The organism is Bacillus sp. M5A3_1b, assembly GCF_053345335.1.
In genome coordinates this window covers 60,306-85,955 of record NZ_JBKEZY010000011.1, presented here as the reverse complement: position 1 = coordinate 85,955, position 25,650 = coordinate 60,306, and the positions used below count along the sequence as shown (strand labels likewise).

General features: G+C 35.0%; 20 protein-coding genes. 6 read left to right on the top strand and 14 right to left on the bottom strand.

The window, feature by feature from the left end:
* Positions 1–183: 183 nt before the first annotated feature.
* Together ACLBWW_RS24095 and gloA2 are read right to left on the bottom strand one after the other, a co-directional pair.
* Entirely contained in the window at positions 184–1,482 is a 1,299-nt protein-coding gene (locus ACLBWW_RS24095) for a hemolysin family protein (RefSeq protein WP_098076903.1), read from the bottom strand.
* A 107-nt stretch (positions 1,483–1,589) separates the two neighbouring features.
* Positions 1,590–1,976: an SMU1112c/YaeR family gloxylase I-like metalloprotein gene (gene gloA2 / locus ACLBWW_RS24090; protein WP_048541666.1), complete on the bottom strand. Its 387-nt coding sequence runs from the start codon at positions 1,974–1,976 to the stop codon at positions 1,590–1,592.
* Between the two features lie 91 nt (positions 1,977–2,067).
* On the opposite strand from gloA2, the gene ACLBWW_RS24085 reads away from it, so the two are divergent.
* From ACLBWW_RS24085 to ACLBWW_RS24075, 3 genes are all read left to right on the top strand, one after another.
* The gene (locus ACLBWW_RS24085; RefSeq protein ID WP_048541664.1) at positions 2,068–3,246 is read left to right on the top strand and encodes a NupC/NupG family nucleoside CNT transporter; all 1,179 of its coding nucleotides are present in this window, start codon (positions 2,068–2,070) and stop codon (positions 3,244–3,246) included.
* Positions 3,247–3,433: 187 nt separating this feature from the next.
* Positions 3,434–4,450 (top strand): LCP family protein, encoded by a 1,017-nt coding sequence (locus tag ACLBWW_RS24080; protein ID WP_048541662.1) that lies wholly within the window; start codon positions 3,434–3,436, stop codon positions 4,448–4,450.
* Positions 4,451–4,684: 234 nt separating this feature from the next.
* Entirely contained in the window at positions 4,685–5,947 is a 1,263-nt protein-coding gene (locus ACLBWW_RS24075) for a VanW family protein (RefSeq protein ID WP_048541660.1), read from the top strand.
* 39 nt (positions 5,948–5,986) lie between these two features.
* Here the strand turns inward: ACLBWW_RS24075 and ACLBWW_RS24070 are convergent, their stop codons facing one another.
* Together ACLBWW_RS24070 and ACLBWW_RS24065 are read right to left on the bottom strand one after the other, a co-directional pair.
* Positions 5,987–6,259, bottom strand: coding sequence for a hypothetical protein (locus ACLBWW_RS24070; RefSeq protein ID WP_447614281.1), 273 nt, complete (start codon positions 6,257–6,259; stop codon positions 5,987–5,989).
* A 15-nt stretch (positions 6,260–6,274) separates the two neighbouring features.
* Entirely contained in the window at positions 6,275–6,793 is a 519-nt protein-coding gene (locus tag ACLBWW_RS24065; RefSeq protein ID WP_000822712.1) for an RNase A-like domain-containing lipoprotein, read from the bottom strand.
* 397 nt (positions 6,794–7,190) lie between these two features.
* Here ACLBWW_RS24065 and ACLBWW_RS24060 point away from each other — a divergent pair, with 397 nt between their 5' ends.
* Entirely contained in the window at positions 7,191–7,739 is a 549-nt protein-coding gene (locus ACLBWW_RS24060; RefSeq protein ID WP_046953834.1) for a TVP38/TMEM64 family protein, read from the top strand.
* A 63-nt stretch (positions 7,740–7,802) separates the two neighbouring features.
* Here the strand turns inward: ACLBWW_RS24060 and ACLBWW_RS24055 are convergent, their stop codons facing one another.
* The 3 genes from ACLBWW_RS24055 to ACLBWW_RS24045 form a co-directional block, all read right to left on the bottom strand.
* The gene (locus ACLBWW_RS24055; RefSeq protein ID WP_048541655.1) at positions 7,803–9,503 is read right to left on the bottom strand and encodes a M4 family metallopeptidase; all 1,701 of its coding nucleotides are present in this window, start codon (positions 9,501–9,503) and stop codon (positions 7,803–7,805) included.
* Between the two features lie 167 nt (positions 9,504–9,670).
* The gene (locus tag ACLBWW_RS24050) at positions 9,671–9,796 is read right to left on the bottom strand and encodes an NprX family peptide pheromone (protein WP_000738188.1); all 126 of its coding nucleotides are present in this window, start codon (positions 9,794–9,796) and stop codon (positions 9,671–9,673) included.
* Between the two features lie 2 nt (positions 9,797–9,798).
* Positions 9,799–11,070, bottom strand: coding sequence for a helix-turn-helix domain-containing protein (locus tag ACLBWW_RS24045; protein WP_048541653.1), 1,272 nt, complete (start codon positions 11,068–11,070; stop codon positions 9,799–9,801).
* Positions 11,071–11,269: 199 nt separating this feature from the next.
* Between ACLBWW_RS24045 and ACLBWW_RS24040 the strand changes: the two genes are divergently transcribed.
* Positions 11,270–12,733, top strand: coding sequence for a nicotinate phosphoribosyltransferase (locus ACLBWW_RS24040; RefSeq protein WP_048541651.1), 1,464 nt, complete (start codon positions 11,270–11,272; stop codon positions 12,731–12,733).
* 202 nt (positions 12,734–12,935) lie between these two features.
* On the opposite strand, the gene ACLBWW_RS24035 is transcribed toward ACLBWW_RS24040, so the two are convergent.
* The 7 genes from ACLBWW_RS24035 to fdhF form a co-directional block, all read right to left on the bottom strand.
* On the bottom strand, positions 12,936–15,302 hold the full coding sequence (locus ACLBWW_RS24035; protein WP_447614280.1) for a heavy metal translocating P-type ATPase: 2,367 nt from the start codon (positions 15,300–15,302) through the stop codon (positions 12,936–12,938).
* 23 nt (positions 15,303–15,325) lie between these two features.
* A complete protein-coding gene (locus ACLBWW_RS24030; RefSeq protein ID WP_000918377.1) occupies positions 15,326–15,703 on the bottom strand; it encodes an ArsR/SmtB family transcription factor in 378 nt (125 codons plus the stop codon).
* 255 nt (positions 15,704–15,958) lie between these two features.
* Positions 15,959–17,374 carry an amino acid permease gene (locus ACLBWW_RS24025; RefSeq protein WP_048541647.1) on the bottom strand — a complete coding sequence of 472 codons (1,416 nt, stop codon included), beginning with the start codon at positions 17,372–17,374 and terminating at the stop codon, positions 15,959–15,961.
* 103 nt (positions 17,375–17,477) lie between these two features.
* The gene (gene ald / locus ACLBWW_RS24020; protein ID WP_048541645.1) at positions 17,478–18,611 is read right to left on the bottom strand and encodes an alanine dehydrogenase; all 1,134 of its coding nucleotides are present in this window, start codon (positions 18,609–18,611) and stop codon (positions 17,478–17,480) included.
* Between the two features lie 369 nt (positions 18,612–18,980).
* Entirely contained in the window at positions 18,981–20,852 is a 1,872-nt protein-coding gene (locus ACLBWW_RS24015) for a glycerophosphoryl diester phosphodiesterase membrane domain-containing protein (protein ID WP_048541643.1), read from the bottom strand.
* A 155-nt stretch (positions 20,853–21,007) separates the two neighbouring features.
* Positions 21,008–21,490: a DUF1641 domain-containing protein gene (locus ACLBWW_RS24010; protein ID WP_048541641.1), complete on the bottom strand. Its 483-nt coding sequence runs from the start codon at positions 21,488–21,490 to the stop codon at positions 21,008–21,010.
* A gap of 12 nt (positions 21,491–21,502) precedes the next feature.
* Complete coding sequence (gene fdhF, locus ACLBWW_RS24005) at positions 21,503–24,439, bottom strand: formate dehydrogenase subunit alpha (protein WP_048541639.1); 2,937 nt, start codon at positions 24,437–24,439, stop codon at positions 21,503–21,505.
* A gap of 299 nt (positions 24,440–24,738) precedes the next feature.
* Here fdhF and fdhD point away from each other — a divergent pair, with 299 nt between their 5' ends.
* Positions 24,739–25,545: a formate dehydrogenase accessory sulfurtransferase FdhD gene (fdhD, locus tag ACLBWW_RS24000; RefSeq protein WP_048541637.1), complete on the top strand. Its 807-nt coding sequence runs from the start codon at positions 24,739–24,741 to the stop codon at positions 25,543–25,545.
* Positions 25,546–25,650 lie beyond the last annotated feature (105 nt).

Below are 25,650 nucleotides of genomic sequence, written 5' to 3'. Positions count from 1 at the left end.
CCTTCACTATATAGCACCTTTTTTGAAAGCGCAAACATTTATTTTTCTATATATACCTTTTATAAAGTGAAACTTTAATCAGTGAGGGTTTTGTTGATCCCCCACCTAACTTCTTCGCTTTCGCTGAATTTTGAAGTAGGGGTCTTACTGCCCACAAATAGCGGGATAACAATTTATAGAAAATCATTCTTCTACCTTCTTTATTTCCACTCGTTTAATTTGATGCATATCCTTTTCGAGAACTTTAAAAGAAAAGCCGTGTTTTTCAATAACATCTCCTTCAGCAACGATTTGCTTTTGTACCATAATCCAGCCACCAATTGTATCTACATCATCAGCGATTAAGTGTATGCCAAATAAATCATTTACTTCACTAATAAGCACTTTTCCCTCTACGATTTTACACCCTTCACTTATATGCTCTATAGGCGGGTGCTCGTCTTCATCGTATTCATCTCGGATTTCTCCAACAATTTCTTCTAAAATATCTTCTAATGTAACAATCCCCGCTGTACCACCATATTCATCATATAGTACAGCTAATGGGATTCGTTTTCTTTGCATTTGTAATAGCAAATCATGTATAGGAATATTTTCTAGTACTTCAATAACTGGCCTTGTATACGGTGTAATCGAGCACTCCTCATCTCGGTTACCATCCATATAACGAATAAATAAATCCTTTACATTAACCATCCCAATAATTTCATCTTTATCTTCACCAAATACGGGATACCTCGTATATTTTTCTTGTGCGATTATTTTAATATGTGTTTCAAATGGTTCGTCCTCATATAAACCTACAACTTCCGTACGAGGTACCATAATTTCCTTTGCGACTCTATTATCAAATTCAAAAATATTATTTACATATTTAAATTCCCTTTGATTAATCTCTCCGCTCTCATAACTCTCGGATAAGATTAATCGCAATTCTTCCTCCGAATGAGCTACTTCATGTTCAGAGGCTGGATGTAATCCGAATAGCCCTGTTACAAGCCTTGCTGAGCCATTTAAAGCCCAAATAAACGGATACATTACTCGGTAAAAATAAATAATTGGCTTCGATAATAATAAGCTAACTTGCTCTGCTCTTTGTATAGCGAGCGTCTTCGGAGCAAGTTCACCAATGACAACATGTAAAAATGTAATCACTGCAAAGGCAATAATAAATGAAACTGTACTTGCAATTGCAGGAGATAGGTGTAGTTTTAAAAACAACGGCTCGAGTATATGTTTTATAGTGGGCTCTCCTAACCACCCAAGCCCTAAAGCAGTAATTGTAATACCTAACTGACATGCTGATAAATACTCATCTAAATTCGACGTTACTTTTTTAGCTGCCAATGCTCCTCGTCGTTTCTCACTAACGAGTTGATCAATACGACTGCTACGTACCTTAATAATTGCAAACTCAACAGCTACAAAAAATGCTGTTAACGCAATAAGGATAACTACCATCAATAATTTTAAAATATCCACATATGTCCTTTAGCTTTCTTAGCTAAAGTTACACCTCCTTTAAAAAAGAAGTTTCACTTTAGTTTCTTCATTTATTTGAAAGCAACCCTGTATAAAATTCACCAATTTCAAGCCTCATACAATTCTAAAGGCAAGCCATCAGGATCTTGGAAAAAGACAAATTTTTTATCCGTAATTTCATCCATACGTATCGCTTCAGTCTCCACACCGCATTGTTTTAAATGGTTTACAGCTTCTTCTATATTTGTAACAGCAAATGCTAAATGTCTAAGTCCAGCTGCTTCTGGAAAACTGGGGCGCTCAGGTGGACTAGGAAATGAAAATAATTCAATTTGATACTCTTCCCCTACACATAAATCTAACTTATAAGAATCTCGTTCTTTTCTATATACTTCATTTATCACTTTTAAACCTAATATCCGAGTATAAAAATCCTTTGACAGTTCATAATTCGAACAAATAATTGCAACGTGGTGCACTTTACATATATTCATGCTCTCTCTATTCCTTTCTTTACCAAAGATGTATATTCTCCCTTGAAATGAAAAACATATATAGCAGAATATCTCTTTTAGGGGGCTTACTATGAAATTTATTACTTTTTTCGTGGGACTTATCGTTGTTTTCTTCCTTGCTTATATTGCTAGCAACAATAAGAAACATATTAAATTTAAACCAATTTTCATCATGCTTATTATACAGTTGATTTTAACCTATTTATTATTAAATACAGAAATCGGCCTCATACTTATTCGGGTCATTTCCAGTCTGTTTACAAAGCTGCTCGAGTATGCTGCTGATGGTATAAACTTTGTATTTGGCGGTCTTGCCAATAAAGGTGAAATGTCATTTTTCCTTACTGTATTATTACCAATTGTCTTCATTTCCGTCTTAATTGGTATACTACAACATTTCAAAATACTACCATTTTTTATTCATTGGATCGGTTACTTCCTTAGCAAAATAAATGGTCTTGGGAAATTAGAATCTTACAACGCTATCGCCTCTGCCATTGTCGGCCAATCAGAAGTTTTTATTACAGTTAAAAAGCAATTAGCTCAAATTCCAAAACACCGTCTTTATACACTTTGTGCTTCTGCCATGTCAACCGTATCTATGTCTATCGTAGGTGCCTACATGACAATGATCGAGCCTAAATATGTAGTAACCGCACTCGTTCTCAATTTATTTAGTGGTTTTATTATCGTACTCATCATCAATCCTTACGACGTTAAAGATGACGAAGATATTTTAGAAATTAAAGGCGAAAAGCAAAGCTTTTTTGAAATGCTTGGAGAATATATTCTAGATGGCTTTCGCGTAGCCATCGTTGTCGGCGCTATGCTCATCGGATTCGTCGCATTAATGAGCTGCATTAATGACCTATTCCTCATTATATTCGGCATTACTTTCCAGCAATTAATCGGCTACGTATTTGCGCCTGTTGCATTCCTTATCGGTGTACCAAGTTCTGAAATTGTCACAGCTGGTAGCATTATGGCAACGAAGCTTGTAACGAATGAATTTGTAGCAATGATGAACCTTAGTAAAATTTCTAATAGCCTTTCTCCCCGTACAGTGGGGATTATTTCTGTTTTTCTCGTTTCTTTTGCCAATTTTTCTTCTATCGGCATTATTTCAGGTGCAGTAAAAGGGTTAAACGAAGAACAAGGAAACGTCGTTGCCAGATTTGGCCTTAAATTACTATATGGAGCTACTCTCGTTAGCATTTTATCTGCAATTATCGTAAGCATTATGTTGTAATCAGGTAAAATTTTATCATTTTCTTATCCCTATCTTTTGTATACAATAACGAATAGATGTCTTTATAAATAATCAAGACATCTATTTTTTATACATGTACAATCGCTTTTATTTAGCGTACAATATTTTTTATGTGTTTGAATGCGCTTCTAGATGTATACACTTTGATAGCTTTAAAGGAGAAAAAATGATGAAATCCGATATGAACAAAGATACTCGAGCCAAAAAAGGACGCTCAAAGAAAAAACGCCTCCTTTGGTTCCTTCTTATTCCATTACTGATTATAGCACTTGGAGCAGGAGGCTATTCCTTCCATATATACAGTAAAGCAAAGTCTGTATTAAATAATGCTTATTCTGAACTGGGCCGCGGGGACAAATCCAGCAAACGTGAAAAAGCCGTGAAACCTATGACTGACAACATTTCCGTACTTATTATGGGTGTTGATGAAAGTGATATTAGGGATAAGAGTTATGGAAAAGCAACTCGTACGGATGCGCTATTACTTGCAACAATTAATAAAAACGACAAATCTGTTAAACTTGTCAGTATTCCACGTGACTCACGTGTCTTCATTAAATCACGTGATAAATACGATAAAATTACACACGCGCACGTATTCGGTGGTGTAGACAGCACGATTGATACCGTAGAGAACTTTTTAGATGTTCCAGTTGATTACTATGTAAAATTCAACTTTAAATCATTTATTAAAATTGTCGACTCCCTTGGTGGTATTACTGTCGATGTTCCTGTTGAATTCACAGAACAAAATAGTAAAGACGAACCAGATGCAATTCATTTGAAAAAAGGACGTCAACATTTAAATGGAGAAGAGGCATTAGCACTAGCTAGAACTCGTCATATCGATAGTGATTATATGCGCGGTCAACGACAACAGCTTGTTTTAGAAGCTATTGCTCAAAAAGCACTATCACTTAATTCCATTAATAAGATTGGTGGTCTATTAGACGCTGTTGATAAAGACTTAAAAACAAATTTAACTTTTGATGATATGATGACAATTGCAAAAAATTCAATGGATTCCAATTTGAAAATGGACAAAATGCAAGTAGAAGGTACAGATAAATATATTGGTGGTATTTATTATTACGTTCCAAACGAAAAAAGCGTCAATAACATTTCGACAAAACTACAAGAACATCTCGGTGTTACGAATAAAAATGAACATAAAAAATTATAATAAAAAGGCTGCTAGATCTTTCTAGACAGCCTTTTTATTATAATTTCCAACATATTTCTCGTACATATTGTGACAAAAAGAGACAATTATTACACCAGTGTAACATTTTTTATAAAAACATTACACGCATAGTGAAAATAATAGTATACTAGTACGTACATAATGTTATTTTCATCATTTTTATACAAAAAATGTAATACATATATTTATACAAAAATTTCTGGGGGGAAATAAATGAAGCTAAGTAAAATACTAATCGGTTCTGCAATTACTGGGGGCATATTACTTTGTGTAGGCGGTGTGGGTGGATATCAATATGTATCCAAACTAAATAATCAATTAAATACTACTGCATTACCGAATACTACATTTGAAGGTATTTCTCTCGATGGAAAAAACAAAAAAGATATTCAAGCAATTATTAATCAAAAGGTAACTGAATTAGATCAAAAATCTCTTACGTACATATTCCAAAATGATAAACAAACGTACACATGGAAAGATTTAGGGGTAAATTATAAGGAAAAAGATATTATCGACAAAATCTTTACAGAACAAGAAGGAAATGCAATGAATCGTTACAAAATGCGGAAGCAGGCTGAAAACGGTGAATTAAAACGTGATTATAAATTAACAGCTCAATTAAATACAACTGCCTATGAAAGCTTTATGAAGGATAAATATAATGACACATTAAAAAATCCTGTTAATGCAGAATTAAGTGTTGAAGGCTCTACAGTAAATATTAGCCAAAGTCAAAATGGAGAAAAAATTGATAAAGGAAAGTTAACTGATTTAACGAAACAGGCCATTACTTCTGGCACATCAGACGTTACGTTACCAGTTACACTCTTAAAACCTGAGCGTTCTACAGAAGATATACAAAAAATGGGGATTAAAGAAGTAATTGCTGAATATTCAACTCCAATGGCTGGTCGTAATGGAAACCAATCCTATAACGTAAATAAGTCAGCTAATACTTTAAGTGGAGTTATTGTCGCACCTGATGAAACGTTTAGTTTTAATGGCCGCGTTGGCGTAACGGATGCTGCACATGGTTATAAATCCGCAGCAGTATTTTCAGAAGGTAAAGTTATACAAAGTGCAGGCGGAGGCGTTTGCCAAGTTAGTAGTACTTTATATAGCGCAGCTTTAAGAGCAGATTTAGGAATTGTTTCTCGAAGTAATCATTCTATGCCCGTAAATTATTTACCACTTGGGCAAGATGCAGCAGTGGCAGATTATGGTCCGGATTTAAAATTTAAAAACAATACAGGCAATCATATTTATATTCAAGCATTTTCAAACGGCGGTAGTATTACTACTCGCATTTTTGGTACAAATACTGGTAAAAATGTTGAAGTTTCTTCTCAAGTAGTTAGTAGAACTGGTGATAAAATAACAGCGGTTACGTATAAAAAAGTAACACAAAACGGTGAAGTAGTATCAAATGGACAAATTTCCAAAAGCGTATATAAAAGTGCCCCAACACAATGAGACACCATCAAATTGGCAAACAAAAAAGGCGTGATCTATTCACGCCTTTTTCTTTTGCAATAATAGTAAAAAAGCTTCAAGATGGTCTTTCGTTTCCTCTAAAGACCACATGCGATTTCCTTGCTTCGCAGCTAATACGCACGCCTCTTCCCAAGTATCCTTTTTCTTCATATATAATAATTCATCGCGTAATTTCAAAACAATTTCTTCATCTTCTTGCTCTATAAACTCTTCCATCACGCCTACTATTTCACCTTCATGAACACTTAACGTACAGTACGATTTAAGAAAGTATTGTAATGTCGTATACATATGTACTCCCCCTTCTTATTTGTCAGATGGATAAGAAGTAATGATCTTATATCCTAAATCTCCTGACTTATCTCTCGCCAAAACAGTAACAGTTTTTACTAGCTTGTCTTTTACATTCATATTTTTCTTTATTACCGTTTTTCCAACCGGGAATGAATGAGTTGTATTTAATACGAGACGAGCCTCTTTAGAATTTTTTAACCAATCTTGAATTTCCTTATCATGCTGCTTCAAACTATCTTTTACAGCTTTCGTCGCTGTTTCCTTATCATAGTATGTACTTGCCGCTGATACTTTATCTGTCTTCAAGCGATTCTTCAAATCCTCTTCTGATTTTCCTACATGTCTTTCAATCGTATGACCATTTTTAGGTGGCCCTTCCATTTCATCTAAAATATTATCACTAATTTTTTCTACTGATGTCGATTGATTCCCTGTTTGTTTCTCTGTTTTTTGTTCTTTTCCTGCACATCCACTTAAGATCAGCATTAATGCCAATAAACTACTCAAGAAAAGACTACTTATTCGTTTCATCATATCACCTCTTCCATGATTATTATCGTAACTTCACTAAAAGTCAATTTCACAACGAAAAAACATATACATTTTTAAAATTCATCATCAATTTTGCCATATTACCACCCTAATTTCATCAAACTACTATTTTGGACCCCCCTCTGAAATATACCCCTATGTTTTTATAATTATTTCCCAGATTAAATCACCCCTAAAAAAGCTAAATATTCCCTTTAAAAACAGAGTTTTTTGGTGATTTTCTAAAAATAAAATATACCCCCAATTCAATATACCCAATACCTATATAAGGTATATTGATGGTGTTTTATCAACGTTTTCTACATTATGTAAATTTGTACTTGCCTACACAATAGAAATATGGTGTAATGCAAAAAAAGATAAAGGATTTTAAACAATGGCTGAAACAATTCAAAACTTCTTAACAGACTATTATTCAATCGCAATTCCACTTAGTATCTTAATTAACGTCATCATCAGTCTTTTAGGTTTTATCCCTAGTATTTTTTTAACCGCTATTAACATACAGCTCTTTGGTGTAACAAACGGAACCATTATTTCGATCGCAGGTGAGGCATTAGGGGCTATTATCTCGTTTTATATTTATCGTATAGGCCTTCAGAAATTCACTCACAACAAAGTAAATAAGTATCCAAAGGTAGAACGCCTACTTTATGTAGAAGGTAGAGAGGCCTTTCTACTCGTTCTATCGTTTCGATTCATACCTTTCATCCCATCAAGTATCGTTACTTTATTTGCCGCTCTAGGCAAAATGTCATTACTCTCTTTCAGTATTGCCAGCACAATAGGTAAAATACCGGCTTTGTTAATCGAAGTATATTCTGCCTATCATGTCATGAATGGAACGAATGAAGCGAAGTGGATTGTAACAATAGCGGGTTGTGTTGGATTGTTTTATTTGTGGAAAAAATGGAGAAAAAAATAAAGAAGGAGCCTATGCTCCTTCTTTATTTTTGAAGTATTTTATTAATAATACTCTCTTAAACCCTTAGTTTACACCAACAGCACTAAATGATTGCTTAACTGCTGCTACTTCCGCAGAAGTCGCACCATATAAATCAGCTGCAGCTTGTACTGCACCAGCACGAGCTTGGCTAAATGTAGTAGATTGCGTGAAATATTGTGTATTTGCACGGTAATAAATTGCACCTAACTTATCTTTACCAATACCAGTTACAGTTACACCAGAATGTGTACCACCATTTGCTAATAAATAAGCTTGTTTGTTAATGATACCACTGTTCGTATGAACTCCACCGTTATCACTTGAACCAGTGTAACGCTTAGAATAATGATCTGGATCACCATATTTCGTTGGATCACTCATAGAGCGAAGTGCGTCTCCTGCTTTACCAGGCGTGTAAATATCTTCACCAATCTCCCAATCTGGATTACGGTTATCATAGAACTCTACTAATGTACCAAAGATATCAGAAATTGCTTCATTTAATGCTCCTGATTCATTTTGATAAATTAAATTCGAGCTATTTTCCGTAACCGCATGCGTTAATTCATGACCAATTACATCAATTCCACCAGATAATGAAGTAAACGTTACACCATCACCGTCTCCGTATACCATTTGTGATCCGTTCCAGAATGCATTATTATAATTGCTTCCGTAATGAACTGTTGATTTTAACGGCGCTCCTGCATCATTAATAGAATTTCTATTAAATGTAGCTTTATAGTAATCATATGTTTTACCTGCATAGTAATGAGCATCTACCGCTGCTGCATCATACGCTGCATTGAAAACATTATCTGCATCTGCCCATAATGTTCCTGGTAATGTTGAACGATTTTTCGCATCATATGTGAAAATCGTTGCCCCACGTGTATTATCTTGTAAGTAGTAAGATGATCCAGATAACGTTGTATTAAGCGACTTCGTATCTCCTAATACCCCTTTACCAGTACCTACTTTATTTGTTCCTGTTACAGGCTTTACAACTGCTTTTGCATCTTGCTTAGGAGCCTCTTGTTTAACTGGTGACTTATCATCATTCGTCACATGATCGATTGTATTAAACTTATTTAATACTTTACCGCTTTCTGCTTCAATGAAATAGTAGTAGTTTCCTGGGCTTGGATCTAAGAAGTTTAGATTTACAACGTATGCATATGTTGTTTCTTCACCATTTTGATATACATATAAGTCCGCTTTTGGTTCTACCTCATACTTAGGTGTAACACCTAAATCTTTTTGCGCAATTTCAATTGCTTTTGCGCCCTCGATCTTATTTTTATTCTTCAACTTTTCTTTTTTGTCTAAATCAGGTGCAACTGTTCCAGACAATACTTTTAAAGAACCATCTTTACTTACATGAGCTACTTGAGTAGAACCCCATACAGGTACTCCTTCGTATACTTGTTGCATACGTACTACTGTTGAATCAGTTACAGCATCTTTTTTCACTTGTTTTACTTTGAAAGAATCTTGCGCACTCTTTTCCCCTAACTTATAATCACCTTTTGCTGCGTTTAAGTAATCAAACACAACAGATTCTGCTTTCTTGCCAGTTGCTCCAGTTAAATCACCAGAAATAAACTCCGGTGACTGCACCGTCTCATTGTACTTCTTCGTAGAGAGCACATTTTTAGAATCCGCAAATGCAGAGCCTGTCCCTCCAAACGTTGTAACTGCCATTCCTGTCGCTAACACTAATGCTAAACTTTTCTTTTTCATGAACCTTCCCCCTAATAAAAAATTTTTTTGAAAAAGAGTAGCTTTATCGTAGCACTATGTTTCCACTATTAATATACTAAAAATTCAAATAATTTTTTTCTCAAGTTTTGTAGAATTTTGAGGAACAAATATTGAAAAACCCCTTTCCGATTGGAAAGGGGTTTTTATTAAGAATTTATTACTTCTATTACTTCTTTAGCTTGACCATACATATCTCCAGTCCAAGCATATTGAGGTTCTAACACTACTAATATAGCCACTAATGCTAGTGCACCAAAAATCATTTTCTTCATATTCATCTTCCTCCCTTTTCTTCTAATAAATTAATAGTTAGTCTATAATACCGATTACTTTCTTGGAATTCTAATACTTCTTCATGATATTTTGCTAATTCTAAATATACCTTTTTTAAATCTTTTTTATTTTCCTCTTGCCTAAAAAATGTTAAAGCTTCTGTTTCTAAAAACTTTTTATACACCCCCTTTTCTTCAAAATATTTATATTGAAGTATTAAAAGTGTATATAACATACTTTTATACTTCTCATCTCTTTTCGCAACTTCTATCCCTTTATTAATCCACTCTTTTACTTCTTCAAATTCCTTCAATTCAATACATTGCAATGCAATCTCATATACAGCATCAATGTAATCTAAATCTTCTTCCTTCTTGTATTGTAAACATTGTAAATAATACTCTTTCGCTTTTGCATAATCCTTTAAATGGTAATGTAAATACCCCATGTTATTTAGAGCAATCGCTGTTATGTTATCTTTATCCGCAAAAGAATTAGCCTCTCTTAAAATATTTCTATAAATCCCTAAAGCTTCGTTATATTGTTTTTTCTGTATATAACTTAACCCTATCAATAACTGGCAATTAATCACATGACGAAATTTATATTCATTCTTAAAGCCTTCCATAGCTAAATGAGCAAAATGTAAAGCCATATGTTCTATTTCTAATTCATTATAAACAAGAGCTAAATTATAATAGATTCCAGTTTCATAATAGCCTTGTTCTTTCGCCATCACTTCAGTTTGAACTAAATAATCTAAGGCCGTTTTATATTTATGCTGTAAAAAATAATATAGACCTTTACTATACGTATATAATAATTTCTGAAATGGCGAATACTTTTTGTACATCTTTTTTAATCTCTCTAATTCTTCTTCAACAGCCAGAAAATCTCGTTTCATAATTAAATAACGCGTATACAGCAGTTTATAATAATTTATAATTTCAAAATCCAAAACATGCTTCATTTCACCTTGCAACTCTTCATATATGCGTTCTACTTGTGGCTTGTCCAAATGAACTAGTGCATTCAACCATTCATCTAGCTTCCCCTTCACATCTTCTTCTACATCTCTCAAATCCGTCACGGCAATTTCTAACCTTGTGCAGAGCAATTGTAGAATTTCTTCTGATGCTTCGATCTTTCCATTTTCGATTTTACTTAAGTATGAGACAGAACAAATGCCCTGACATAATTCTTCTTGTGTCATTTTTTGCTGTAGCCGTTTATAAAAGACTTGTTTGCCTATTTTTTCTAATGTTTGTTGCATTGTCCTCCTCCATTCTCATTACCCCCATTACTCTAATAATACATAAAATCTTGAGAAATATAAATTGATAAATGTTAATTTTCTAAAAAATATGCATTATTTCATTTTTTTCCCTCTTGACTATACTTTCATATCCATTCTTTGCTACGAGCGGTGAAAAATTGGTATACTATAACCAAATTATGGAGGTGTTTTCGCGATGACTTATTATAAAGACGATAGCTATGCCTTACATACAGATTTATATCAAATTAATATGGCTTATACATATTGGAAAGATGGTATTCATAATCGCCGCTCGGTGTTTGATTTATACTTTCGAAAGCTTCCATTCGAGAACGGCTATGCTGTTTTTGCTGGCCTTGAAAAGATTGTAGAGTACATAGAAAACTTCAGCTTTACCGAAAGCGATATCGCTTATTTAGCAGAATTACAATTTGAAGAAGAATTCCTTCATTATTTACAAAATATGAAATTCACTGGGACCGTTCGAAGTATGCAAGAAGGTGAAGTTGTATTTAATAACGAGCCTTTATTACGTGTTGATGCACCGCTCGGTGAAGCACAAATTATTGAAACTGCCCTGTTAAACATTGTGAATTACCAAACATTAATTGCAACAAAAGCTGCTCGTATGAAGCACGCTGCAAATAATGATGAACTTTTAGAATTTGGTACAAGACGTGCCCACGAGTTTGATGCAGCTCTTTGGGGCACACGCGCTGCCTTTATTGGTGGTTTCTCATCTACGAGTAACGTACGAGCTGGGAAACGCTTCGGAATACCTGTAGCAGGCACACACGCTCACTCTTTCGTTCAAGCGTATCGCGATGAATATGTCGCGTTTAAGAAATACGCTGAAACTCATAAAAAATGTGTCTTTCTCGTTGATACATACGACACTTTAAAATCAGGTGTTCCAAATGCAATTCGCGTTGCGAAGGAGTTTGGAGATCGTATCGATTTTTACGGCATTCGCCTTGATAGTGGTGATATGGCTTATTTATCTAAAAAGGCAAGAAAACTACTAGATGAAGCTGGGTTTACAAATACAAAAATTATTGCTTCTAGCGATTTAGATGAATACACAATTATGCATTTGAAATCTCAAGGCGCAAAAATTGATGTATGGGGCGTTGGAACAAAATTAATTACGTCCTTTGAGCAACCAGCGTTAGGGGCTGTCTATAAACTAGTTGCGATTGAAGATACTGATGGAAAGTTAAATGATACAATTAAAATTTCATCTAACCCTGAAAAAATTACCACTCCAGGACTGAAACGAATTTATCGCATTATCAATCGAGTTAACGATCATGCAGAAGGCGATTATATTGCATTAGATTCTGAAGAGCCAGGAAAAGAAGAACGTTTAAAAATGTTTCATCCTGTACACACGTATATAAGTAAATTTGTAACAAACTTTGAAGCACGCGAACTGCATAAAGACATTTTCATTAACGGCGAAAGAACATATGAACTACCAGGTATATTAGATATTCAAAAATATAATGAACAGAGTCTCGCACTATTTTGGGAAGAATATATGCGAACTTTAAATCCCGAAGAGTACCCTGTCGATTTAAGTCAAGAATGTTGGGATCATAAAATGAATTACATTCAAACTGTTCGAGAACAAGTTGAAAAAAATATACAAAAATAAAACAGAGAAGCTTTTCCTTCTCTGTTTTTTCAATACGATATGTATCTTTGTGGAAAATATATTAAAATAATACGACAAATATTTTTTATTTGTAAATTTTAATATTACGTTATTTATTTACAAAATAATATTTGTTATTATTTTATTGAGTCAATTTCAACAAAATAACCTAAAAAAGAGGACGCAGGTTGCGTCCTCTTTTTTATAAATCTTTCACTCGTAGTACACGCATTGCATTTAACACTGCAAGTAGTGTCACACCAACATCTGAGAAGACAGCTTCCCACATTGTTGCAATACCAAAAGCACCAAGTAATAAAACTAATCCTTTTACCCCTAATGCAAAGATGATATTCTGCCATACAATGCGTCGTGTGCGTTTTGCAATATTTAAGGCTGTTGCAATTTTTGAAGGCTCATCAGTCATAATAACAATGTCTGCCGCCTCAATCGCTGCATCTGATCCTAAACCACCCATCGCAATACCAACATCTGCTCTTGCTAATACCGGTGTGTCATTAATACCATCACCAACGAAAGCAACTTTTTCTTTTCCGTTCTTCGCCGCATCAATTTTTTCAATCTCTTCGACTTTTTGTTGCGGTAATAGTTCTGCGTGAACTTCATCTAAACCTAATTCTTTACCAACAGCTTCACCAACGGATTTTGCATCACCCGTTAACATGACTGTCTTCTTAATACCTAGTTCTTTTAATTTTTGAATTGCTTGTTTTGAATCTTCTTTTACCTCATCAGAGATAACGATATAACCTGCATATTCCCCATCTACAGCAACGTGAACTAATGTACCTACCGTTTCTGGTTGCTTAAATGTAATGTTTTCTTTTTTCATTAATTTAGCATTACCTGCAAAAATTTCTTTTCCTTGTACTTTTACGACTGTACCGTGACCAGAAATTTCGCTATACTCATCGATTATTTTTTCATCAATTGATTTTCCGTATGCCTTTCGAATAGATTGTGCAATTGGATGATTAGAATACACTTCAGCAAATGTTGCATACTCTAATAATTCTTCATTTGTAATACCTTCGCTTGGTTCCATTTTTGTAACTTTGAAGACACCTTTTGTTAATGTTCCTGTTTTATCAAAAACAATATATTTCACATCATTTAAAGCTTCTAAATAGTTACTTCCTTTTATTAACACACCACTTTTAGATGCACCACCAATTCCTCCAAAGAATCCAAGAGGAATAGATACAACTAACGCACATGGACAAGAGATTACTAAGAACACTAAAGCTCTATAAATCCATTCTGAGAATGTAGCTCCTTCTAAAATAAGTGGTGGAATAAACGCCATGATCGCTGCTGTAATAACTACAACTGGAGTGTAGTAACGCGCGAACTTCGTAATAAAGTTTTCTGTTGGCGCTTTTTTACTGCTTGCATTTTGAACTAAATCTAAAATTTTTGATACAGTTGATTCACCAAATTCTTTTGTCACTTCAATTGTTAATACACCATTTTGGTTCACAAAACCACTTAATACATCATTTCCAACTTCGACTTCACGTGGTACAGATTCACCAGTCAATGCTGAAGTATCTACCATTGATGTTCCTTCAACTACTTTTCCGTCTAATGGTACTTTCTCACCAGGCTTCATGATAATATAATCGCCGATTTGTACATCTTCTGGTGATACTTGTTTCGTTTCATTTCCAACCTTCACATTCGCATAATCAGGACGGATATCCATTAATGAAGTAATTGACTTTCGGGAGCGATTGACCGCAATACTTTGGAATAGTTCCCCTACTTGATAGAATAGCATTACCGCAACAGCTTCTGAATATTGTTGAATCGCAAAAGCTCCTAGTGTTGCAATTGCCATTAAGAAGTTCTCATCGAACACTTGGCCGCGAGTTATGTTTCTTACCGCTCTCCAAACGATATCTCCGCCTATTAATAAATACGCAAGGACGAATAACGGAATTGTTATCATTTGTGGTAAGCCAGCTAATGCAGCAATTGCTGTCAAAATTCCGCCGACCACTAATCGTCCTACCATCTTTTTCACATTTGCTTCACCATGGTCGTGACTATGTCCATGGTCATGACCACCTTTTTCTTCACGAACAACTTTTACATCTGGTTCTAACTTTTGAACGACATTTGTTATATTTGCTATAGTCGCTTCTAATTCTCTTTTATTCGCTACTTCAACTCTTAATTTCTTTGATACGAAATCAACAGTTGCTGCTGAAACAGTGGGCATTTCTTTCACTTTGTTTTCAATCTTCATCGCACAGTTTGCGCAATCTAAACCTTCTAATATAAATACTTCTTTCGCTACTTTTGTGTTGTTTTCTTCTTGTACTTTAATGTGCGGTTCTAATTTTGTAACGAGTTGTTTTGCTTCTGTAACAACTTCGCTTTCTTTATTTTGTGCTGTTTCTAAAACCATTGTTTTTGTCGCGAAATTTACAGAGCAAGAATTTACTCCTTCTATATTCCCAACGCCTTTTTCAATTTTCATTGCACAGTTCGCACAATCTAAACCTTCTAACACCAGTTTCTTTTTCACTAATGCTTCAGCCATCGTTCTCCCTCCTCGCGTTCTTTTTACTCTTCCTCGTTTACGTGTTCAAACGCTTGCTCGAAGATATGAATTACGTGCTGGTCAGCTAACGAATAATAAACGACCTTTCCTTCTTTACGATTCTTTACAAGTTTCGCTTGCTTTAACACACGAAGCTGATGTGAAATAGATGATTGTGTCATTCCTAATAAATACGCTAAATCACACACACACATTTCTGCTTCAAATAACGCATGTAATATTCTCGTACGTGTACGATCACCTAATACTTTAAATAGTTCTGCTACTTTACTTAAACTTTCGTCAGTTGGAATTGTTTGTTTTACTTGATCAACAACTTCTTCATGAATTATCGTTTGAGAACATGTCTCTTGTGGTGTTTCTACTTTATTTCCAGCCATTATAGCTCACCTCTTCATTTGAACATATGAACAATCATTCATATATCTTATACTCTTATTATATGAGCGTCCATTCATATGTGTCAATGAAATCTCATATATTTTTCCGAACATTTTGTTCATATTTTAATAAGGCTTACACATATTTTCCACATCCATTACATTCTCATACAAAAAAGGATGTACATTTTGCACAAAAGAAAAAAGCCTTGCGCGCTCCCTAGACGCACAAGGCTTACTATACTTATATCCCTTTTAATTAGCTTGTTCTAAATTATCCTGCGAACTTCCATCGTCTTTTAAATGACTATGTTTTTTCGAATAAACAAAGTATACAACTACTCCGATTGCTAACCAAACACCGAAGTATATCCATGTTTTTAATGGTAAATTTACCATTAAGAATAGACAACATGCAACTGAAATAATCGGTAAGATCGGTACAAGTGGTACCATAAATCCACGTTGTAATTTCGGATGCGTTTTACGAAGAATGATAACAGTTACACCAACCATGGCGAATGTTAATAACGCTCCAATATTCGCTAAATTCGACAATTCTTTTAAATCGATAAATCCAGCAATTAAAGCACTACCAATTCCTGTTAACCAAACTGAAAATGTTGGAGCTTCAGTCTTCTTGTTAATTTTCGCAAAAGATTTTGGCAATAAACCGTCACGGCTCATTGCGAAGAATACACGAGTTGTTGCATAAATGTAAGCGAAAATTACAGCCATAATTCCGATTACAGCTCCAATAGCAATTACACCAGCCACTTTATCTTGTCCTACAACTTCTAACACATATGCCATAGCTTCAGGTACATCTAATTCCTTATAAGAAACCATACCTGTCATAACGAGACAAACTACAACATAAATGATTGTACAAATAACTAACGAAGCAATAATACCAATCGGTAGATCACGTTGCGGATTTTTCACTTCTTCAGCAGAAGTTGCTAATGCATCAAATCCTAAGAAAGCAAAGAATACTGCTGCTCCTCCGGCGAAAACTCCACTTATGCCGTACGGTGCAAATGGTATCCAGTTTTCTGGTTTCACGTAGAATACACCAACTGCAATGAATAAAACAACAATACCAATTTTAATTAATACCATTATGTTATTCACACGCTTACTTTCTTTCGTACCTCGTGATAATAACCAAGTTATCACTAACGTAACGATAATTGCGGGTAAGTTCACCATACCACCTTGCGATGGAATCGTTAACAAGGCTTTAGGGATTTCAAGTCCTAATCCACTAACTAAGTTATTGAAATAACCCGTCCATCCGCCAGCTACTGCGGCAGTTGTTACGACATATACGGATAACAATGTCCATCCCATTAAATGGGCAACAAACTCACCAATTGTTGCATATGAATATGTGTACACACTACCTGAAACAGGAAGTGTAGATGCAACTTCTGCATAACATAATGCTGCAAATCCACAAACAATTGCTGCTATCATGAATGAAAAAATAACTGCTGGACCAGCATCTCTTGCTGCTACTAATCCTGTTAATACTAGAACTCCTGTACCGATTATCGCACCAATCCCTAGCATTGTTAGGTCGAATGCCCCTAGCGTTTTCGTTAAAGTTTTACTTTTACTTTCCCCTAACAATTGCGTAACGGATTTCTTTTTAAATAGGTTGGCCACGATGTATGCCCCCTTTTGCCAAGAAGAGCTAAGAGATCATCACTCTTAGCTCTTCTCATGTTGTTTTATATATTGTTCGATTTTGTTTTGTATAATGCTGCTATTAGCAAGATACTGTTTCTGCTTCTAATAATTCTTTAGCACCTTTGTACTCTACACCGTGAGCTTCTGCAACTGCTTCGAATGTTACATAGCCGTCTAATGTGTTAATACCTTTTAGTAATGCAGCGTTCCCTAGGCAAGCTTCTTTGTAGCCTTTGTTAGCAATTTGTACTGCATATGGTACTGTTACGTTTGTTAATGCAAGAGTTGATGTACGTGGAACCGCACCTGGCATGTTTGCAACTGCATAATGAACAACGCCGTGTTTTTCGTAAGTTGGGTTATCATGAGTTGTAATACGGTCAGTTGTTTCGAAAATACCACCTTGGTCAATCGCGATATCTACAACAACAGAACCTGGTTCCATTGATTTAATCATTTCTTCTGTTACAAGTTTTGGCGCTTTTGCACCTGGGATTAATACTGCACCGATTACAAGATCAGACTCTTTTACAGCTTCTGCAATATTGTAAGGATTAGACATTAAAGTTTTTACTTGGTTTCCGAAAATGTCATCTAATTGACGAAGACGTTCTGCACTTAAGTCGATGATTGTTACATCCGCACCTAGTCCAACTGCAATTTTAGCAGCATTTGTACCAGCTTGTCCACCACCGATGATTGTTACTTTACCACGTTTAACCCCTGGAACACCTGCAAGTAAGATACCTTTACCGCCTTTGTTTTTCTCAAGGAATTGTGCACCAATTTGTGCAGCCATACGACCAGCTACTTCACTCATAGGTGCAAGTAATGGTAGAGAACGGTTTTCTAATTGTACTGTTTCATATGCAATAGAAACAACTTTCTTTTCGATTAATGCTTTTGTTAATTCTGGTTCTGGAGCTAAGTGTAAGTATGTGAATAAGATTAAACCTTCGCTGAAGTGTTTGTATTCGCTTTCAACTGGTTCCTTAACTTTCATAACCATTTCCATGTTCCATGCTTCTTCAGCCGTATCAACAATTTTTGCTCCCGCTTCAACATACTGAGCATCTGTGAAACCAGATCCTAGACCTGCACCCTTTTGAATGAATACTTCGTGATTGTTACGAATTAAATGTACAACACCTGCTGGTGTCATTGCCACACGGTTTTCGTTGTTTTTAATTTCTGCTGGTACCCCAATACGCATAATGAAATGCCCCCTTATAATTAACAGAAAAAAGAAAGTCTTTTTTCTTTTTGTAATAATTAATAACTTATGTCCTTATTCTAGCATAACTTAAAAGTTATGAAAACGCTAACATATCATTTTTTAAAAGTTTATATATTTAGAATAGTGTAAATATAAGAAACATTGATTCTATTAGCATCTTCGCTCCATTTCATTATCTATCACTCTATTTTTATTATACTCCCTAAAAATAAGCAGTATTCACTTATTATTCGACAATAATGTAACAATGTAAGAAACCTAAGTATCGACGTATACATATACACTTATTACTGTACACAATACTTTAGAGATATATTCTTTTCCTAAAAAAACAGCTGCAGGCATTTAGCCAGCAGCTGGGTAACTTATAAATAACTTGGAAAATAAATCATCTGTTGTTTCACTAATTTTATCAAACAGATCACTTTCTTCCGCTTCTTGCTCTTTTAACATCTTAATTGTTTCACGTGCATCTTCAGGATAATCGGTAATGATACCATCTACGTTTAATTTATAATATCCCTTTAAACTTTCCATATCATTTACCGTCCATACGTAAATCGGCTTGTTTAACTTTCTTGCTTCTTTTACTAATTTCTTATTTAACATGTATTCTTCTGCTACATAAAAATCAGCCTTCACATTCTTTAAGTTAGCTCTACTTGCATACAGTATATATCCTACTTTTATATTTGGATTTGCACGTTTAAACTCTTTAATAAGCGGATAGTGTAACGTTTGAATGACACATTGCTTCTCAAATTCATTATCTTTAATCACTTTTAATACTTTGTTTACGAAATCTTTTTCGCCACCATGAAGCTTCACTTCAATATTAAGTTTGATTTTGTCCTTTGACAGCTTAATAATCTCATCAAGTGTACTTATTTGTCCTGAAAACCCATCTTGACTAAGAGTAAGCTGTCTTAACTCGTCCATCGTTAAATCCGAAACATGAACATTAGCATTGGCAAGACGTTTCAACTTCAAATCATGTATAACTGCTAGTTCACCGTCTTTCGTTTGTAGTACATCAATTTCAGCGTAGTCTGCTTTCGCATCAATAGCTCCCTGCACAGCTTCTTTCGTATTCTCTACACCTTTTGAAATATAACCGCGATGAGCCATAATAATCGGTTCTTTATATGTGTTTGTAATAAAGGTCACAATGAAGGCAACAACCATTCCCGCAGTAATAATTCCTACAATATATACGCCAATAAATTTCCAACGATGTTTTTGGAAGAAACATTTATCTGCTTTCGTCTTTGAATAATCTAATCCTTCTTCTAATAAAACATCTTCAACCGGAACCTTTTGTAAATATAATCTTGTTATTGCCATAATATAAAATGGCGTCACGATAAAACTAAATAAATACAATGTACTCGTTAAAAATACAGACATTGTTGATTCCGCTAACAATGCAAATGTTCCCTGTGGATTTGTAAATTCGTACATGCCCCATAGACACAATAAATATATTCCAAAAAATACACCGTACACAATCCCTATTGAAATAAAAAATCCTACTAAAAAGAATAGTACTTTTAAAAAACTTTCTTTTACTAACGTTGCACTTTTACGTGCTGCTGTGCGAAACGGCTTTTGCTCTAAAACAACAATAGGTAGAACAAAAATCCAGCGAAGGTTCAAATACGCAACTACAGCAAAAAATGTGTAATAGCCAACTTGTCCCATCGTTGTCTTAAATAGTTCCCCTGTAATAAAGTTAGGAATTTGAATTTGCGGAATTAATGCCGTTTCATATCCAATATTTAAAAGAGGTAACAATACGACAGCATATAAAATAAATCCTGGTAAGCAATATGTGAACAGAGTAGGTAAATACGTTACAGTTTTATATAAAATCGGACGTAATTTCACCTTTTGTCTTTTATGAGCGAAGTACGAAATAATAATAAGTACCGCAAATTCCGTAAAGATAAGAAACAGTGCTAACAATGATAAAATTACGATTGCCAAAATGCCGTATGGTGTCTTTAAAAACGTTAATAATTCATCATTCGTCGCATTTGCATAACCACCAAAATACAATAACTTATTAAAAATAATCCCAAATAGCGGGACAAATACAATCGCTGCTAATAATTTATAAGCAAGTTGAAAGGTTAATACATTCCAAAAAGCAAATCTAACTGTTTGAAAGGAATGTCCCATTACCCCTGGTATAGATAGTCTTTTACGGTGTTGCATATATTCCTCCACATTCTAAAACGATATTTGAGATGGATTCCATACTTCCATTTCCAATCCATCTTTTTAATAATAATATATTCCGCTTAACATGAACACTCTTATACATACAATGAAAAAAGTGATGGCTACGTCCCATCACTTTTTCATTTACCCTATTTTTTCTCTAACCCTTGCCCAAATGCTTTCAAGAAGCTAAAACCAAATGTAATGGCTCTATTGATATCTGGATCTTTTAATACTTTAAAGAAATCCATCACTTTTGTTTTTTTACCACTATTTAATTCATCTGTTGCAAATTGCAATCCAGTAACTAAACTTGATGTGATTTGCTTCGTTACTTCTGGGTCAACTGCAGATAGCGCTTCCCCCGCTCCCATCATATTGTTGAGTGCATTTTTAACGGGTTCACGATTTAATTGCTCCACAGCGATTTTTGAAACATCTTCCTTCGCAGCAAGTAAACTAATCGCTGCATCTAATATCCCAGCCTTCTGCAACTGTGCTAAAAGCTGCATCGTTTCTTCTACTGCTTCACGATTATTAGATAGCTCATGTAGAAGTTCATCTGCTAATTGCTGTTTCTGTTCTTCCTCTGTTACAACTTTCTTTTTAATTAACGTAATTTCTTTCGCCACTATCTCCGCCCCCTAGTCCACAAGTGATACGTATTGTTTTCTTTGCCACTTTTGCTCGATTTCAACACCATTTTGCGGATTACGCTTTTTATCTCGCGGGTTTGAAGATGGTAACGGACGATTTCCTTTTTCACGTAACACACGCATTTTCACCATCGTTTGTTTATATGCTGGTGTACACGTATAAAGGTCTGTTGCCGTCCCAGTTAAAATATTGATTGCCTCTTCATTTACTGTTGCATGCATTGGTAAATATAGCTCTTTCCCCGTTACACGATCAGTAATAAGCGCTTGTACTTTAATTTTCCCAAATGGTGATGCTAATTCTACAAGACCACCATCTTTTACATTGCGCTCTATAGCGAGTTCAGGTGAAATTTCAACGAATACTTCAGATACTTTAGATAAAATACCAACCGACTTATTCGTCATATTCCCTTCATGGAAATGTTCTAGCATACGACCATTATTTAAAAGTAAATCATACTCATCTGGCGCTACAACCGGTGGTACCCATTCATCTAATGATAAACGAGCAAGTTTATCTGGGAAGTTAAATCCATCTACATATAATAGCGGTGTATCGCTACCATCATGACTACCCCAACATAAACTATTCCATCCTTCTAGACGGTCATACGTCGCTTGAGAGTATAACGGTGCAAGTGATGCAATTTCGTCCATAATTTCACTTGGACTTTCGTAATTCCAATCCCCGCCCAGTGCACGAGCAACTTTTTGCAAAATCCACCAGTCTGGTTTGGAATCACCAAGCGGTTTCAATACTTCATATAATCTTTGAATACGGCGCTCTGTATTCGTAAACGTTCCTTCTTTTTCTAAGCTTGGTGCTGCCGGTAAAATAACATCAGCAAAACGAGCTGTTTTTGATAAGAACATATCTTGAACAACGAGGAAGTCTAAATTTGATAAAATATGTTGCACATGGTTCGCATTTGAATCGACTAAAGCCATTTCTTCACCCATGACATACATACCGCGTAGTTTTCCTTCTTCCGCTGCAAGTAACATTGCAATATTATTTAATCCTGGTGCTTTCGGAATAGTTGTACCGTATGCTTTTTCAAATTTCGCACGAAGCGTATCATCTGATACTGCTTGATAACCAGGAAGCCAGTTTGGTAATGTTGCCATATCACAAGCACCTTGTACGTTATTATGCCCTCTTAATGGGTATGCACCTGCACCAGGACGACGATAGTTACCCGTAACAAGTAGTAAATTTGAAATTGCTGCTGATGTCGTACTTCCTCCTGTATTTTGAGTTACACCCATTCCCCAAAGTATACAAGTACCATCTGCTTCATATACCATACGGGCCATTTCTTTTAACTGAGCTTTAGAAATCCCCGTAATTTCTTCTGTGTAATCAAGCGTATACTTTTCTAACATTTTGCTATATTCATCAAAGTTCTTCACATTTTCAGCTAAAAACTTTTTATCGTGCCAATCTTGATCAATGATATATTTCGTAATACCTGCAAGCCATACGTAATCCGTTCCTTGGCGCGGATGAATAAATAGATCCGCACGCTCTGCCATTTCATGTTTACGAAGGTCTGCTACAATCAGTTTTTGCTCGTGTAATTTATGAGCACGTTTTACTCTCGTAGCAAGTACAGGATGTCCTTCTGTTGGATTCGCACCAACGATAATAACAAGGCCTGCTTCAGCTATATCTTTCACTGTTCCAGCATCCCCGCCCATACCGACAGTTTTAAATAAACCGTCTGTCGCTGGAGATTGACAATAACGAGAACAGTTGTCCACATTATTCGTTCCATATATTTGTCGGGCTAGTTTTTGCATAAGGTAATTTTCTTCATTCGTTACTTTCGATGAAGAAATGAATCCAAATGCGTCGCTGCCATATTGAGATTTAATATGCTGCATGTTAGAAGCAACAACTTCTAATGCTTCTTCCCATGAAGCTTCAACAAACATATCTCCTTGGCGAATTAATGGCTTCGTAATTCGATCTTCACTATTTACAAAGTCCCATCCAAATTTACCTTTTACACATGTGGAAATACCATTAACAGGTGCATCTGAAACAGGTTGCACTTTTAATATATGGCGATCTTTTGTCCATACTTCAAAGGAACAACCGACACCACAAAATGTACAAACTGTTTTTGTTTTATTAACTTTCGTCTTACGCATCGCAGCCTCTACTTCTGAAACCGCTAAAATACTACTATATCCAGGCTCTACATCCTTTACAAAATCAATCATTGGATCTAACACATCTGGTTTTAATCCAGTCATGAACCCAGCTTCACCTAGCATTGTTTTTTCCATTAACGCATTACATGGACATACTGTTACACACTGCCCACAACTTACACAAGATGAGTCATTTATGCTTACACCATGATCCCATATAACACGTGGACGATCTAAGTTCCAGTCTATCGATATAGTTTCATTAACCTGTAAGTTTTGACATACTTCTACACACTGTCCACAAGCAATACATTGATTTGGATCATACCGATAAAACGGATGTGACATATCCACTTCACAAGCACTTACTTTCGGCTCATACGGATATTTCTGTTCTTCAATTCCCATCATATGTACCGTGTTATGGACTTTACAGTTACCATTATTGTTATCACAAACGGTACAATACAATAAATGATTCTCTAATATTCGATCCATTGCCTCAGTCTGTGCCTCTTTTGCACGCTGGGACTGTCTTTCAATATGCATACCGTTCTCTAATTTTGTTGAACAAGCACGTAATAACTTCCCATTTACTTCTACAATACACGTATCACAAGTTTGAATTGGATCTACTTCTGGTACATGACAAATTTGAGGATGTTCCAAATTACTCTCGTTAAATAATTGTAGTATCGTCTTTTCACCCGATGTGGAAAATTCTTTACCATCCACGGTTACATGGACTGTCTGTTCTGCCATAGTTTCCCCTCTCCTTACAACCAACTGTACAACACAATTATGAATCCGTTTTCAAAATCGCATTACTGTACATATTTTTGAACGCTCTGTCCGAATACTTTTCTTATGAAGTCGATTCTAGATGTTATAAGGTATAACTACGAAAGCTTGAAAATATCACTATTCTACAGTTCTATTATATCGTACATATACAATAATAACCAAAATAATCTGTGATTTCCTTGCTAATAGGTGTTTTTATTTCCCCATTGTTTTATGATAAATATGGGAGAGAAATACATATAAAAGGGGAATTAAATATGGGGCCTACGCAAGAGACTTATACAATTGTACGCTATCAATCTGGTACATTTTCAAAACAACTGGATGAGATTGTTACAGAATCTCCTATTACTATTAAATTAAATGGTGAAGAATATGTAACAGTTGTATGCACACCAAATTATATTGAAGATATGGTAATTGGTTTTTTAATTTCTGAAGGAATTATTGCTTCCTATAAAGATGTTGAAGAACTATGGGTGCAAAAAGATAACGGAATTGTCCATGTAACATCATCAAAAGTAAATCCACTCTATCAAACTTTATATAATAAACGATACATCACTTCTTGCTGCGGAAAAGGTAGACAAGGTTTTATTTTCGTTAACGATGCAGCAAAAGCAAAAGATTTACATGATATACATGTAAAAATTACTCCTGAAGAATGCTTTTACTTAATGAATACTTTACAACAATCTTCCACTACCTTTCGCCAAACTGGCGGTGTTCACAATACCGCGCTATGTGATCGAAACAATATCCTCCTATCAAGAATGGATATCGGAAGACATAATGCATTAGATAAAATATATGGCCATTGTTTACGCAACGATATATCCGTTAAAGGAAAAATCATCGCATTTAGTGGACGTATTTCATCCGAAATTTTACTCAAAGTTTCAAAAATCGGATGTGAAATGGTTCTATCTAAATCCGCTCCAACAAAATTAGCATTACAACTCGCTCATGATTTAGGCATTACAGTCGTAGGATTTATTAGAAATGAATCTTGCAATATTTACACACATCCAAATCGAATTGATGGTTATCAATCGAATAACTAAAATAACTCCTCGGTTGAGGAGTTATTTTAGTTATAAAAATGTAATATATTAAATACTTGAATAGTTAATGAAGTTAATATATAATTTCATTACATATTAAAAACA